Below are 14,429 nucleotides of genomic sequence, written 5' to 3' on the forward strand. Positions count from 1 at the left end.
CCTCATTGGGATGTAAGCAGGGGCGGGCGGCGCAGCAAGCCGTGCACCGGACCGAATACCACGGACAACAGATATGACGCGCCCGCCACCAGGACGATGGCCGGCCCGCTGGGCAGCGAAAAATAGAAGGACAACAGCAGGCCCAGCCACACCGAGAGACAACCGAGCAATGCAGCGACCAGCATCAACATCGGCAGGCGACGACTCCAGAATCGCGACGCGGCCGCCGGCAGCATCATCAGGCCGACCACCATCAATGCGCCGATGGCCTGGAAGCCGATGACCAGGTTCAGCACCACCAGGGTCAGGAATACGCCGTGTGCCAGTGGACCCAGACGGCTGACGGTTTGCAGAAACAGTGGGTCCAGGGTGTCGAGTAACAGCGGGCGGTAGATCAACGCCATCGCCACCAGACTGGCCGCCGAAACCCAGAGCATGCCGGTGAGTGTCGGGCCGTCCACGGCCAACGCCGAGCCGAATAACAGGTGCAGCAAGTCCAGGCGTTTACCGGCCATACCGAGGATCAACACCCCGGCGGCGAGGGAGATGGGGTAGACCGCCGCCAGGCTGGCATCTTCCCGCAGGCCGGTGCGGCGGGTGATCCACGCCGCCAGCCCGGCCATGCTCAAGCCGGCGCCCAGGCCACCCACCGTCAAGGCGGGCAGGCTCAGACCGGCGAACCAGAAACCCAGGGCCGCGCCCGGCAAGATGCCGTGAGCTACCGCATCGCCGATCAGACTCATGCGCCGAAGAATCAGGAACACGCCTAGCGGAGCCGTGCTGCATGCCAACACCAATCCGCCCAACAAGGCCCGGCGCATGAAGACAAATTCCTGGAAGGGCTGCCAGAAGTGCGTGGCGGTGAGCATCAAGCGACCCGCGTGTAAGGCGTCGGGGCGATCAGTTCGGCGCTGCGACCCAATACGCAGCCGGACGGATTGATCAGCAAGGTATGGGGAATGTGTTGATGCACCGCAGCCAAATCGTGACATACCACCACCAGGGTGCGCCCTTCGCGATGCCATCGCTGAATGTTGTCCCACAGCAGCGCCTGGCCTTTTTCATCAAGGGCTGCGTGGGGCTCGTCCAGCAACAGGAGTGGCGCTTCGGTCAGGCTCAGTCGCGCGAGCAGGGCCCGTTGCAACTCGCCACCCGATAACGCCATCAGCGGGCGGTGTTCCAGGCCGCTCAAGGCCCAGTCGTCGAGAACCGCCTTGAGTCGTTGGTTGCGTGCGGCAGGTTCCTGCCGATTACCCCAGGAACCTGCCGCCACCAATTCCTGCAGGCTGATGGGGAATTGCCGATCCAGGTGCTGCTGTTGAGGCAGGAACGACACGCCGCCGCGCCGTTGAACGTTGAGCGAGACCTTCCCCGTCAGTGGCTTCTGTAACCCGGCGAGGACTTTCAGCAGGCTGCTTTTCCCTGATCCGTTGGCGCCAATGATTGCGGTCAGGCTGCCCTCCGGGCGCTCCATGTGCAGAGGTGGAGTGAGAGGGTGCCCGGGGATACCCCAACTCAATCCCTGGCAACGAATCATGAGTCCTCCCGTTGCCAATGGCTTTGGGCGACAGCATCGTGGGCGTGCAGGCTTTCCGCATGAACGACTCGTACGTCAAGGGAGGAAATCCAGGGCAGCGGCCTCAGCGCAATATTCAAGCGCCGCGCGGCATCTTCGCAGAACATAAGGTTCTGCCCATTGGCGAGCGCGAAGGCTTGCTCATCGACGCGTTTGACGGCGGTTTGAACAGCGGTGCCGAGCGCCGCCTCCGCCTCGTTGATCAGCGGTAACACCGGAAACTCATCGAGCTCGGCGTCCAAGCGCAGGTTCAGGATGGCGACGCTGCGCTGGCTATGAGGGGTGGCCACGATACCTTTCTGAGAACCTAGCCACGCGAGAACGTCAGCGTGCTCAAGGTTCGTATTCGCGAAATCGTCGAGGAATTTCTGCTGGATTAATTGCCGCGCCAGCGCTGCCGAACAAGGGCAAGTAGACGAATAAGGAATTTCGATTTGAAGTTCCACGTGGAACACTGAGTTTTTAAGGCGGGCTTCGATAACGATGGGATAACGCTTCCAGCCGGCTAGTGGGCTGATCAAAGCGGGGCGCTTGTACATCAGATCGGTGCGCAGAGTCAGTGAAGCACTCCGGGACAAACCTTCATGACTGTCCAGAAACTCTTGCAGGATCCGGCGTAGTAGGTCCGGAGAAAGCGCGGTGTCCTCAAGCTTTTCGAGTGCCACATACAAACGCGACATATGGATGCCACGCGCTTCGCCATCATCGAGACTGACGCCGGCGTCGGCAGAGGCGCTCAAACGCTGGCCGTCCACCAGCACCGGCACGGCGATGCCGCACATGCCCACCCAATCCAGCGACATGGCTTTACGAGATGCCTGCGCAGCAATGTCCGGCAGAGTTAACGCGTTCATTTTCGAGGTCCATGAGAGGTTCGTTTTTAATGTTATAGTATAACAGTAAAATCGACGAGGCCTTTTTCATGAACAGAGTTTCATCTCGAAGTTCCACGTGAAACCTCAGCGTGAAGACTCCTGGCAGCCATTCATGCGACCGCATATAAAACTGCCTTTGGTGCCGCCAGAACTGGAAAAACGGTTGATCGTCGTCCAACCCACACGGCGACTGTATCCAACCCAGGCTTCGCCATCGGAGGCCAGTCCAGTGAAGAAGGTCAGTTGGCCGTATCGGCTGTTTGTCTGGGCCCAATAGCGGTGGCCAGCCACCTCATAGCCACGCAGATAAATTGTATTGCCAGCCGTAGCGACGCTGTAGGCATTGCCCTGTCCATCTACGCAGGCGAGCACATTGGCGCTGCGAGTGCAGTTGCCCGACAAAGCGCCTTGCGCTGATACGCCCATCGTTATCAGCAGCAGCGGCGCTGCGAACAGGTATTTGAAGAGGTTGAGCATTTATAAGAACCCAGATGCGGAAAAGGGTTGGCTGCATTCCAGCGTAATACTATAACATTGAAAACAATGACCCCCTTAGCCGAACCGAAACCTGATACGAGCCACAAAAGCGGCCGCCCCGATGAGGATAACCTGATGCCCAACCGTCTTCCCGTTACCGTGCTGTCCGGATTTCTCGGGGCCGGTAAAAGCACCTTGCTCAATCATGTGCTGCGTAATCGCGAGAACCTTCGCGTCGCCGTCATCGTCAACGATATGAGCGAGATCAACATCGATGGCAGCGAAGTGCAGCGAGATGTCACCCTCAATCGCGCCGAGGAAAGATTGGTCGAAATGAGTAATGGCTGTATCTGCTGCACGCTGCGCGAGGATCTTCTGGAGGAAGTGGGTAAGCTTGCCAGGGAAGGCCGCTTCGATTATCTGCTGATCGAATCCACGGGCATTTCGGAGCCGATGCCGGTCGCCGAAACCTTCACCTTTCGCGATGAAGAAGGGCGCAGCCTGGCGGACGTTGCGAGGCTCGACACGATGGTGACAGTGGTCGATGGCGTGAATTTCCTCAAGGATTACCAGGCCGCGGAAAACCTTTCCACCAGGGGCGAAACCCTCGGGGACGAAGATGAGCGCTCGATAACCGATTTGCTGATCGAGCAGATCGAGTTCGCCGACGTGATCCTGATCAGCAAGATTGATCTCATAAGCCGCTCCGAGCGGGAAGAGTTGAGCGCAATCCTGTCGCGCCTGAATGCCCAGGCGCAGGTTATTCCCATGGTCATGGGGCAGGTACCGCTGGGGCAGATCCTTGATACGGGCCGCTTCGATTTTGAACGCGCGGCGCAGGCGCCCGGTTGGCTGCGGGAGTTGCGCGGCGAGCATGTGCCCGAAACCTTGGAATACGGCATCGCATCGACTGCTTACCGCGCCCGTCGCCCGTTTCATCCCCAACGATTCTTCAACTTTATCGACCGCCCATGGACCAATGGCACGCTCCTGCGCTCCAAAGGTTTTTTCTGGCTCGCCAGCAAACATGAGGAAGCCGGCAGTTGGTCCCAGGCCGGCGGGTTGATGCGTCACGGGTTCGCCGGGCGCTGGTGGCGGTTCGTGCCGAAAAGCCAGTGGCCGCAGGATGAGGAGAGCATCGCCGCGATCATGAAAAGCTGGCTGGAGGCCTCCGGTGATTGCCGCCAGGAGCTGGTATTCATTGGTCAGAATATAGACTTCGCGCTGCTCGCCACCGAACTGGACGCTTGCCTGCTAACCGACGCGGAGATGAGCCTGGGCATCGAGCGCTGGCGGCAGTTGCCAGACCCGTTCGGCCCCTGGCATGACGAGGTCGCGGCGTGATGCTGGCGCCTCGTCTGAAGCAGCTGCGGCAGGTCCAGGGAGACACGCCGCTTACCTTCGCGCAGATTCTGGATGACGACACCAACCTGGCAGTGTGGCAGCGTCACCTCCCGGCGCATATCAGCGATTTCGCAGTGATGCTGCTCTCGATGGGCCAACCCCTGGCCGAGTCGATGGTGCTTGAGCTACCGAGCGAGGATACGCAGCCGGCGTTGCATGGCCTTGCCGCGGGTTTCGGCGATCTGCACGGATATGAAGGGTTCGTCGCGGATGTCGCTTGGCTGGTCAGTGCGTTTGCCTGCCTCCTCGGTGCCCGGCGCGTCGGGCTGCGCTTGCGAGCGTTGGATACGGCGATGTGCCCACGTTTTCACGTCGACCATGTGCCGGTGCGGCTGATCACCACCTATGCCGGCGTCGGCAGCCAATGGCTCATGGAAGGCGTCATGGACCGTCGACGATTGGCCCAGCCTGAAGCAGAGCCTGCCGACGCGAGTCTGATTCAGCAGATGCGCAGCGGTGATGTGGCGCTGCTCAAAGGTGAAAAGTGGCAAGGCAATGAAGGTCACGGGCTGATCCACCGCTCACCGCATTTGGCGCCCGGCGAACGGCGTTTGATCCTTTCGCTGGATTGGCTGGCCTAAGGCTTGAGCCAGTGTCCCTGGCTTTGGCTTTCGCAAAAGGGTTTCAGGTAAGCCGCATCGGTGGCTACGCCGTAATAGTGAATATCCTGGCGATAAGGCATATTGGCGACTTGGGCGTCGCTGCAAATGCCAAATGCCCCGCCAGGGCACTGATCGACATACTGCACATCGACCTTCTGCCCGGCCAGGCTGGGTTGACAGAAGCCGTCGGCGAACAGTTTTTGCGGAATGTTGCGGTTTTGCTGGCAGACTCTGACATCGAGCCGTTCCGCCTGGCTGTGCACTACACACGCCTGGGCCAAGGCCTGGGTCGAGGTCAGCAGTAGTAACAGCCAACCGATCATTCGCATTTAAACCTCCGTCGAAAGCTATCGATCATGTTGCAGAACATACCCACCCATGTGATTGCCGGCCCTTTGGGAGCAGGCAAGACCAGCCTGATCAGGCAATTGCTGGCTCAGCGTCCGGCTGATGAGCGGTGGGCCGTGCTGATCAACGAGTTCGGCCAGATCGGCCTGGATGCCGCGCTGCTGACCCAGGCCGCCGATGGTATCGCATTGGGCGAAGTGGCCGGGGGCTGTTTGTGTTGCGTCAATGGAGCGCCGTTTCAGATCGGCCTTGGCCGTTTATTGCGCAAGGCGCGGCCGCACCGTCTGTTCATCGAACCCTCCGGGCTGGGTCATCCGGCGCAGCTCTTGCGACAGCTGAACGAAGCGCCCTGGCTTGGCGTGCTGACGATCCAGCCTTGTGTGCTGGTCCTGGATGCCCAGGCAATGGCGAACGGCAGGCTGTTGCCCGATGCGCAACGACAGGTCCTGGCTGACGCCGGGTTGCTGGTGCTGAACAAGTCCGAAGACCTTACCGACGCCGATCGCGTGGGCATTACTTCCCAATTGCCCGAGATTGCGCTGTATTGGACCCATCAGGCTGCGTTGCCGATTGATCGGCTGCCCGGCCTGGCGAATCGCGGCGACGGAGCTGTGGATAACTTGGCTGTCGATAACTTGAATGTGCCCAAGAGCCTGGGGCAGATGCCGGCCATCTGGAGTGACCCGACGTTGCCGATCTGCCTGCATCAGCAGCAGGGCGAAAGCTGGAGTATCGGTTGGCGCTGGCATCCGGACCAACGATTCGACGTCGGGCAGCTGTCTCGATGGCTGCACGGCAAAGGCTGGAAGCGCGCGAAGATGGTTATCCACAGCGAGGGCGGTTGGGTTTCCGCCAATGCGTTGGACGCAGGGCCGCTGGAGTGGCAAGCGAGCGAGTGGCGACAGGATTCGCGAATCGAACTGATCTTCGCCGAACCACAAGACGTGGAACTCCTTCAAGCGGGCCTGGCGAGCTGCCGACGCCCTTGAATCAGCCTGGTTTCAGGGCTTCCATTTGTTGTGTTCCTGACGCCACTGGCTCAGCTCGATAACCTCGGCCCGGGGCCGGGTCTGGACCGGCTCGATGGGCGCCTGCGCGGTTTCTTCGAACGGCATCGGATAGGGTGCCAGTTCGATGTGTGCACTGTGGGCGCCGAATTGAGTGATGGTGCCGGTATGACGCGTCTCGCCCGTCACTGTGAATTCGAAGTTATAGACACGTGCCAGGCGCCGTCGCCCGCTGCCGTCTTTCACAAACCCGATCTTGCGCAGCGCCACGTTGCCATCCAGCAGCTCGATCTTGAGATTGGCGCAGTGTTGCATGACCCTCGCCAGAGCCCGTTCGCGCAAGCCGTGGTTGTGCCACAGCCAGGCGCCACCGGTAGCCAGCAGCATCAGCACGAAAATGTTTCCAAGGGTCAGCATGAACGAAGTGCTCCAACAAGTTGCCGTCAGCTTAACTGCGTCGCCGGTCTGTCGTACAGGCTGCGTTTAGTCGCATACTGCGCCGCTTGAATTTCATTCGTTTTACGGAAGCTTCCTGCATGAAACGTACGCCTCATCTGCTTGCCATCCAGTCCCATGTGATATTTGGTCACGCCGGCAACAGTGCTGCCGTGTTTCCAATGCAGCGGGTCGGCGTCAATGTATGGCCGCTCAATACCGTGCAGTTTTCCAATCACACCCAATACGGGCAGTGGGCCGGAGAAGTGCTGGCGCCTGCTCAGATTCCACTTCTGGTAGAGGGGATCGCGGCCATTGGCGAGCTGGGCAATTGCGACGCGGTGCTGTCCGGTTATCTGGGCAGCGCTGCCCAGGGGCAAGCAATCCTGGCGGGCGTGGCGCGGATCAAGGCTTGCAATCCCAAGGCGCTGTATCTGTGTGACCCGGTCATGGGGCATCCGGAGAAGGGCTGCATCGTGGCGCCCGAGGTGAGCGAGTTTCTGCTGGAAGAGGCCGCTGCCGTGGCGGACATCATGTGTCCGAACCAGTTGGAACTGGACAGTTTTGCCGGGCGCAAGGCGCAATCATTGTTCGATTGCCTGGCCATGGCACGTGGGCTGTTGGCTCGTGGACCGAAGGTGGTGCTGGTCAAACACCTGGCTTACCCCGGCAAGCCCGACGACAGCTTCGAGATGTTGCTGGTCACGGCTGACGGGGGCTGGCACTTGCGTCGTCCATTGCTGGCGTTTCCCCGTCAGCCGGTAGGGGTAGGTGACCTGACCTCGGGGTTGTTCCTGGCGCGGATACTGTTGGGCGACAGCCTGGTGGCAGCATTCGAATTCACCGCTTCGGCGGTACACGAAGTGCTGCTGGAAACCCAGGCGTGTGCCAGCTACGAGCTGCAACTGATCCGTGCCCAGGATCGGATCGCCCACCCGCGCGTGCGCTTCGAGGCCACGCCGATCAGCCTTTGACGCATGCAAACTGAGGGGAGCGAGCCAGATTGATATCTGGTGCCCCTGTGGCGAGGGAGCTTGCTCCCGCTCGGCCGGTCCGACGTCTCGGGCGCAGCAGTCGCGAAACCGGCTGATGCGGTCTGCCTGCAGGAGTGCCAGGGCCTGCTACGCAGGCCAGCGGGAGCAAGCTCCCTCGCCACGGGATTTCGGTTGCCTGGGCTGACGCTATCGCGAGCAGGCTCGCTCCCACAGTTGGTTTTCGGTGGCCTTTACGGCCCGTCCGCCTTGATTTCCTGATAACGCCGTTCCAGCTCCTGACGGATCTGCCGACGCTGCTGGGCTTGTTCGTAGCGGCGCTTCTCCTCACTGTTCTGCGGGTGCAATGGCGGGACGGGCGCAGGTTTGCGTTGGTCATCCACGGCAACCATGGTGAAAAAGCAGCTGTTGGTATGGCGCACCGAGCGTTCACGAATATTCTCGGTCACGACCTTGATGCCCACTTCCATCGACGTGTTGCCGGTGTAGTTCACCGACGCCAGGAACGTCACCAGCTCGCCGACGTGGATCGGCTCACGAAAGATGACCTGGTCGACCGAGAGCGTCACCACGTAGCGCCCGGCGTAACGGCTGGCGCAGGCATAGGCAACTTCATCGAGGTATTTGAGCAAGGTGCCGCCATGGACATTGCCAGAGAAGTTGGCCATATCGGGGGTCATCAACACCGTCATCGACAGCTGGGCGTTTCCGGGTTCCATAACGTTCTCACGGTTCAAGGCAGCAATTTCGGGGAGGCGCCTCTGCGGGCGTTGGGGTGTGGCCACTCGTTTTCCAGCCACCCATATCGGGACGCTGCGCCGTTGCTTGCCGTCACGCTTGGGTGGATCTGTTTCCATATATTGCACCGTCTTTTTGCAGGAAGTCGCGGTGTTAACCTGCAAAAGCCCGTCAGACTAGGCATTTCCTACAAAAGGACCGGAACCGCCCGACTCCGCGTCGAGGTAATTCACACAAGGAGCCCTCACTATGCATGCCATCAGCTTCATTCAGGACCTGGCGATCATCATGCTGGTGGCGGGGCTGGTGACGGTACTCTTTCATCGTTTCAAGCAACCGGTAGTGCTGGGCTACATCGTCGCCGGCTTCATCATCGGCCCGCATACGCCACCGTTCGGTTTCATCCACGACGAAGAAACCATCAAGACCCTGGCCGAGCTCGGGGTGGTCTTCCTCATGTTCTGCCTTGGGCTGGAATTCAGCCTGCGCAAACTGTTCAAGGTTGGCGCCACGGCGTTCATCGCAGCATTCCTCGAAATTGTCCTGATGATCTGGATCGGCTATGAAATCGGCCGCTGGTTCGACTGGAATACCATGGACTCGCTGTTTCTCGGCGCGATCCTGGCGATCTCCTCAACCACCATCATCGTCAAGGCGCTCAATGACCTGAAAATGAAAAACGAGCGCTTTGCGCAGTTGATTTTCGGGGTGCTGATCGTCGAAGACATCCTCGGCATCGGCATCATCGCCTTGCTCTCGAGCATCGCCGTCAGCGGCACGGTGAGTTCCGGCGAGGTGTTCTCCACGGTCGGCAAGTTATCGTTGTTCATGATCGTGGCGTTGGTCATCGGTATCCTGCTGGTGCCCAGATTGCTGGCGTACGTAGCGAAATTCGACAGTAACGAGATGCTGTTGATCACGGTGTTGGGACTTTGCTTCGGCTTCTGCCTGCTGGTGGTGAAGCTTGAATACAGCATGGTGCTGGGGGCATTCCTGATCGGTGCGATCATGGCCGAGTCCCGGCAGTTGCTGAAAATCGAGCGCCTGGTAGAGCCGGTGCGCGACTTGTTCAGCGCGATATTTTTCGTGGCGATCGGGCTCATGCTCGATCCGGCGATCTTGCTTCAATACGCCTGGCCGATTGCCGTGATCACCTGCGCAGTCGTGCTGGGCAAGATGCTCTCCTGTGGTCTTGGCGCCTTTATCGCTGGCAATGACGGACGCACCTCCCTGCGAGTCGGGATGGGACTTTCACAGATCGGCGAATTTTCGTTCATCATCGCTTCGCTGGGCATGACCTTGCAGGTGACCAGCGATTTTCTTTACCCGGTGGCGGTGGCTGTGTCGGTACTGACCACGCTGCTGACGCCTTACTTGATTCGGGCCGCGGATCCGCTGTCAGTCAGGCTGGCCTCGGCGATGCCGCAACGGCTGACGCGCGTGCTGGGCATGTATGGCGAATGGTTGCGCAGTATTCAGCCACAGGGCGAGAGCGCTATGGTGGCCGCCATGATCAGGCGAATCCTGCTGCAGGTCGGCATCAACCTGGCATTGGTCATCGCGATTTTTGTTTCGGGCGGCTATTTCGCCGAGCGGATGTCGGTTTACCTGCAAGCCTGGATCAGCGATCCGAGCTGGCAAAAAGCATTGATCTGGGGCGGGGCGCTGCTGTTGTCGCTACCGTTCCTGATCGCTGCGTACCGCAAGCTCAAGGCGCTGTCGATGCTGCTGGCGGAGTTGGGTGTCACTCCGGAGATGGCCGGCCGCCACACGCAGCGCGTGCGTCGGGTCATCGCCGAAGTGATCCCGATCCTGTCGCTGCTGGTGATTTTCCTGCTGCTGGCAGCCTTGTCGGCCAGTATCCTGCCGACCAACAAGTTGCTGGTATTGATTGCCGTGGTGGCGACTGCGGTGGCGGCGCTGCTCTGGCGCTGGTTCGTCCGCCTGCATACGCGGATGCAGGTGGCCTTGCTCGATACGCTGGACAATCACAAGGAGTCGTCCGGGCATTGACCGGCGCCAGGCATGGACGTGTCAGCTTTCCAGCCAGACATCCCGTGCCCAGTGCCAGACAGATTCCCAGGTTTCCTCGGCAATCAGCTCTTCCTCGGCCTGCCACAGCACCACCGTGCCGTCTTCTTCGACGCAATAATAATCGTCGCCGTCCTGGCAGATCGGGATCAGGCTGCGATCGACACCCGCATCCCAGGCATTGGCTGCCACGTCGGGCAAGTAGGTATGGGATTGCGGATCGGTAACGGTCACCGGCTCCAGGCTGCCATAGACTACGTCGCTGACAGTCAGCAAAAACTCCCTGAAGACGAACGGGATATCGATGAACAGTTGCTCCTCGATCTCTACCAGCAAGTCTTCGTCAGGCAACTCCAGTGGAACCGGTACAGGTTCGTTGGCTTCACGCAGTTGTTCGATGATTTCTTCCACGTCCGGGGATCCTCTTTCTCAATGGCGCGGTTTCATATGGGGCGGTTTATACAGTAGCTCGCTATAGATGCAACCGTGAAATAGAAAACCCCGGCCAAGGCCGGGGTTTTTATTTCAACATGCGAAACGTGCAAAGGTTCAACCGTTCTGGCGGATACCTGCAACCAGCCAAGGCTGGTTCTCGCCTTGGGCACGTTCCATGTTCCAGCTTTCGCTGAACGCTTCGCCCTGGTCGAAGCGAGAGTCCTTCGACACGCCGACAAAGGTCAGGGTGGCGATGGTCTTGTCTGCCCGATCGTCGACGCCGTCCAGTTGCACCTGCAGGTTGTCGATGTAGGTGGACTGGTAGCCGTCGCCCAGTTCGGCGCGTTCACGCTTGAGGAACTCCAGCAATTGCGGGGTTACGAACTCGGCGATCTTGTCCATTTCGTTCGAGTCCCAATGCTGCTGCAAGGACATGAAGTGGCTGCGAGCGGCTTCGATGAAACGTTGTTCGTTGAACCAGGCGGGTGCGTTGATCACCGGGCGGGCGGCCACTGGAGCGGCTGAGCCACCGAAGATCGAGCCGCTGGCAGGCTGCTGGTTGAACACTTCACGTTGCATTGGCGCGTGACCGGCCGGAGCGAGTTGCTCCTGCTGCTTGCGACGACGGGCGGCAATGAAGCGGAAGACCAGGAAGGCGATGACCGCCATGATCAGGATGTCGAAGATCTGCATGCCCTGGAAGCCGTCGCCCATGAACATGGAGGCGAGCAGGCCACCGGCGGCGATGCCGGCCAGTGGGCCGAGCCAGCGCGAAGCACCGCTGGCCTTGGTGGCAGCGCCAGCCGCACCGGCCGCGCCTGCGGTGGCAGCGGTTGAACCGGCGGCAGAGGACGGCGCCATCTGGCTGGTCTGGTGAGTCGGGGCGGCGCCCGAACTTTTACCACCGCCAAAACGCTTGGCGGCATTGGCGTCGATGGCCATCGTCAGGCCGATGCACAACGCCATGGCGATGCTAAGAAAACGTTTCATATTAAGGCATTCCCATTTGTGGATAGCACGCGCGCCATGTTGCACAGGTGAACTGTTGCTGGCTAGCGGCAGAGTGTTTCGGGCTTTTGCGTGACAGCTGAGGTTCAGCTTCAGATGCGCAAGAAGGCCTGTTCGCTTTGGGCTGTAGGAAAGGGGGACAAGTTCTATCGGAATGCTGAGTGGTTCCCTGTGGGAGCGAGCCTGCTCGCGAAGACGATGTATCAGTGACATCAGTGTCAACTGATCCAACCCCTTCGCGAGCAGGCTCGCTCCCACAGGTTCTTTTAGATCGCTTCCAGCTTGGCATACCCCAGCATCAGCCATTTGCTGCCTTCGCTGAAGTTCACCTGGACGCGGGCCTGGGCACCGGCGCCTTCGAAATTGAGGATCACGCCGTCGCCAAACACCGAATGCCGCACAGCCTGGCCGAGGCTGAAGCCGGTTTCCGGAATGTCGCTACCGCCAAACAGGCTGCTGGTGCCTTGCTGGTTGCCGCCAAACGGTCGGCTGACGCTGTTGGACAGGCGTACTTCCTGGATAAGACCTTTCGGCACTTCGCGTACGAAGCGTGACACTTTATTGTAGGTCTCGCTGCCATACAGGCGACGGGTTTCAGCGTAGGTCAGCACCAGGTTCTGCATCGCGCGGGTGATGCCGACGTAGGCCAGGCGACGTTCCTCTTCGAGGCGTCCCGGCTCCTCCAGGCTCATCTTGTGGGGGAACAGGCCTTCCTCCATGCCCACCAGGAACACATACGGGAACTCCAGACCCTTGGCGCTGTGCAGCGTCATCAGTTGAATGCTGTCTTCATGCTCGTCGGCCTGGGTGTCGCCGGCTTCCAGGGAGGCATGACCGAGGAAAGCCGACAACGGGGACAGGTCTTGGTCTTCTTCGGTGTTTTCGAAGTTGCGCGCGGCGCTGACCAGTTCCTCGAGGTTTTCCACCCGCGCCTGGCCTTTCTCGCCTTTTTCCGCCTCGTGGTAGGCGATCAGGCCGGACTGCTCGATGACGGTCTGGGTCATCAGGTGCAGCGGCATCTCGGCGCATTTGGCGGCGAGGTCTTCGATCAGGTCCATGAACGCTTTCAGCGCACCGGCGGCGCGCCCGGTAACGCCTTTGTTGTCGACCAGCTGGCGCATGGCTTCCCACATCGACACGTGGCTATGGCGCGCATGGTCGCGAATCGCCTCGACGGTTTTCTCGCCGATGCCCCGGGTCGGCACGTTGATCACCCGCTCCAGGGCCGCGTCGTTGCCGCGTCCTTCGATCAGGCGAAGGTAGGCCATGGCGTTCTTGATTTCCGCGCGCTCGAAGAAGCGTTGGCCGCCATAGATTCGGTAAGGGATCCGTTCGCGCAGCAAGGCTTCTTCCAATACCCGCGATTGAGCGTTGGAGCGATAGAGAATGGCGATATCGCTGCGGGCCAAGCCGGTTTTCAACGCGCTCTCGATGGTCTCCACTACATAGCGGGCCTCATCGTGTTCATTGAAAGCGGCGTACAGATTGATCGCCTCGCCTTCGCCGCCGTCGGTCCACAATTCCTTGCCCAGGCGCCCGGTATTGTTTGCGATCAACGCGTTGGCGGCCTTGAGGATACCGGCGGTGGAGCGGTAGTTCTGCTCCAGGCGGATGACCTCGGCGTCGGGGAAATCCGCCGAGTACTGATGAATGTTTTCGATCTTGGCGCCGCGCCAGCCGTAGATCGACTGGTCGTCGTCACCTACCACCATCAGGCTGTCGCCACCCTTGGCCAGCAGGCGCAACCAGGCGTACTGAACAGCGTTGGTGTCCTGGAATTCGTCCACCAGCACATGCCGGAAGCGTTTTTGATAATGAGCCAGCAGGCCTGGGTGGTCGCGCCACAGGTCCAGGGCTCGCAGCAGCAGCTCGGAAAAGTCGATGACTCCGGCGCGTTGGCATGCCGCTTCATAGGCTTCGTAGATGCTGCGCATGGTCGCCAGGAACAGGTCGCCACTGGCCTGGATGTGCTGCGGGCGCAAGCCTTCGTCTTTCTGACCGTTGATGAACCATTGGGCCTGACGGGCGGGCCAGCGCTGTTCGTCCAGGCCCAGTTCACGGATGACCCGCTTGACCAGGCGCTGCTGGTCATCGCTGTCGAGGATCTGGAAGGTCTGGCTCAGGCCGGCCTCCTGCCAATGGGCCCGCAACAGGCGGTGCGCCAGGCCGTGGAACGTGCCGACCCACATGCCGGCCGGGTTGAGGCCCATCAACTGCTCGATGCGATGGCGCATCTCGGCAGCGGCCTTGTTGGTGAAGGTCACCGACAGGATCGAATGGGGCGAGGCGTTCTCGACCTGGATCAACCAGGCGATACGGTGCACCAGCACTCGGGTCTTGCCGGAGCCGGCACCGGCCAGGACCAATTGACGACCGACGGAGGCAGCAACTGCCTGGCGTTGGGCGTCGTTCAGGGAATTCAGCAGAAGGGAGAGATCATCGCGCATCGAGGCATTCTAGGGTGCGGCGTCACCCCGGGCAAACCGAGCTTTGCATCAGCC

15 protein-coding genes are annotated in these 14,429 nt (G+C 60.4%); 5 read left to right on the forward strand and 10 right to left on the reverse strand.

From position 1 onward, the window contains the following. Window positions 1–2: 2 nt before the first annotated feature. From J3P97_RS00115 to J3P97_RS00130, 4 genes are all read right to left on the reverse strand, one after another. Window positions 3–869 carry a metal ABC transporter permease gene (locus J3P97_RS00115; protein WP_434602376.1) on the reverse strand — a complete coding sequence of 289 codons (867 nt, stop codon included), beginning with the start codon at window positions 867–869 and terminating at the stop codon, window positions 3–5. Continuing rightward, a complete protein-coding gene (locus tag J3P97_RS00120) occupies window positions 869–1,537 on the reverse strand; it encodes a metal ABC transporter ATP-binding protein (RefSeq protein ID WP_434673201.1) in 669 nt (222 codons plus the stop codon). Before J3P97_RS00120 ends, J3P97_RS00115 begins: the two co-directional genes overlap by 1 nt. Next, a complete protein-coding gene (folE2, locus tag J3P97_RS00125; protein ID WP_434673202.1) occupies window positions 1,534–2,430 on the reverse strand; it encodes a GTP cyclohydrolase FolE2 in 897 nt (298 codons plus the stop codon). Before folE2 ends, J3P97_RS00120 begins: the two co-directional genes overlap by 4 nt. 105 nt (window positions 2,431–2,535) lie before the next feature. Continuing rightward, window positions 2,536–2,877, reverse strand: a complete 342-nt coding sequence (locus J3P97_RS00130; RefSeq protein WP_434674593.1) for a glutamine synthetase — start codon at window positions 2,875–2,877, stop codon at window positions 2,536–2,538. Between the two features lie 186 nt (window positions 2,878–3,063). Here J3P97_RS00130 and zigA point away from each other — a divergent pair, with 186 nt between their 5' ends. Both zigA and J3P97_RS00140 read left to right on the forward strand, forming a co-directional pair. Further along, window positions 3,064–4,272: a zinc metallochaperone GTPase ZigA gene (zigA, locus tag J3P97_RS00135; RefSeq protein WP_434674594.1), complete on the forward strand. Its 1,209-nt coding sequence runs from the start codon at window positions 3,064–3,066 to the stop codon at window positions 4,270–4,272. After that, window positions 4,272–4,913 carry a DUF1826 domain-containing protein gene (locus J3P97_RS00140; RefSeq protein ID WP_434673203.1) on the forward strand — a complete coding sequence of 214 codons (642 nt, stop codon included), beginning with the start codon at window positions 4,272–4,274 and terminating at the stop codon, window positions 4,911–4,913. The genes zigA and J3P97_RS00140 overlap by 1 nt, the downstream gene beginning before the upstream one ends. On the opposite strand, the gene J3P97_RS00145 is transcribed toward J3P97_RS00140, so the two are convergent. Continuing rightward, window positions 4,910–5,263, reverse strand: coding sequence for an NADH:ubiquinone oxidoreductase (locus tag J3P97_RS00145; protein WP_434570634.1), 354 nt, complete (start codon window positions 5,261–5,263; stop codon window positions 4,910–4,912). The genes J3P97_RS00140 and J3P97_RS00145 overlap by 4 nt on opposite strands. Window positions 5,264–5,290: 27 nt before the next feature. Between J3P97_RS00145 and J3P97_RS00150 the strand changes: the two genes are divergently transcribed. Further along, window positions 5,291–6,271, forward strand: coding sequence for a CobW family GTP-binding protein (locus tag J3P97_RS00150; RefSeq protein ID WP_434673204.1), 981 nt, complete (start codon window positions 5,291–5,293; stop codon window positions 6,269–6,271). A gap of 12 nt (window positions 6,272–6,283) precedes the next feature. Here J3P97_RS00150 and J3P97_RS00155 read toward each other — a convergent pair whose 3' ends face one another. After that, window positions 6,284–6,706 carry a DUF3301 domain-containing protein gene (locus J3P97_RS00155; protein ID WP_434570630.1) on the reverse strand — a complete coding sequence of 141 codons (423 nt, stop codon included), beginning with the start codon at window positions 6,704–6,706 and terminating at the stop codon, window positions 6,284–6,286. Window positions 6,707–6,825: 119 nt separating this feature from the next. Here J3P97_RS00155 and pdxY point away from each other — a divergent pair, with 119 nt between their 5' ends. Next, window positions 6,826–7,698, forward strand: coding sequence for a pyridoxal kinase PdxY (gene pdxY, locus J3P97_RS00160; protein WP_434570629.1), 873 nt, complete (start codon window positions 6,826–6,828; stop codon window positions 7,696–7,698). A gap of 251 nt (window positions 7,699–7,949) precedes the next feature. Here pdxY and J3P97_RS00165 read toward each other — a convergent pair whose 3' ends face one another. Then, a complete protein-coding gene (locus J3P97_RS00165; protein WP_305497705.1) occupies window positions 7,950–8,435 on the reverse strand; it encodes an acyl-CoA thioesterase in 486 nt (161 codons plus the stop codon). Window positions 8,436–8,703: 268 nt separating this feature from the next. Between J3P97_RS00165 and J3P97_RS00170 the strand changes: the two genes are divergently transcribed. Further along, window positions 8,704–10,467, forward strand: coding sequence for a cation:proton antiporter (locus J3P97_RS00170; protein WP_434570626.1), 1,764 nt, complete (start codon window positions 8,704–8,706; stop codon window positions 10,465–10,467). 21 nt (window positions 10,468–10,488) lie between these two features. On the opposite strand, the gene J3P97_RS00175 is transcribed toward J3P97_RS00170, so the two are convergent. The 3 genes from J3P97_RS00175 to uvrD all read right to left on the reverse strand — a co-directional run bounded on the left by J3P97_RS00175 (window position 10,489) and on the right by uvrD (window position 14,375). After that, on the reverse strand, window positions 10,489–10,896 hold the full coding sequence (locus J3P97_RS00175) for an SMI1/KNR4 family protein (RefSeq protein WP_003187120.1): 408 nt from the start codon (window positions 10,894–10,896) through the stop codon (window positions 10,489–10,491). A 138-nt stretch (window positions 10,897–11,034) separates the two neighbouring features. Then, window positions 11,035–11,910, reverse strand: coding sequence for a Tim44 domain-containing protein (locus tag J3P97_RS00180; protein WP_434570624.1), 876 nt, complete (start codon window positions 11,908–11,910; stop codon window positions 11,035–11,037). A 284-nt stretch (window positions 11,911–12,194) separates the two neighbouring features. Continuing rightward, window positions 12,195–14,375 (reverse strand): DNA helicase II, encoded by a 2,181-nt coding sequence (gene uvrD / locus J3P97_RS00185; protein WP_434570623.1) that lies wholly within the window; start codon window positions 14,373–14,375, stop codon window positions 12,195–12,197. Window positions 14,376–14,429: the final 54 nt, after the last annotated feature.

This window comes from Pseudomonas sp. R1-15 (genome assembly GCF_051132085.1).
In the GTDB taxonomy this organism is placed as follows: domain Bacteria; phylum Pseudomonadota; class Gammaproteobacteria; order Pseudomonadales; family Pseudomonadaceae; genus Aquipseudomonas.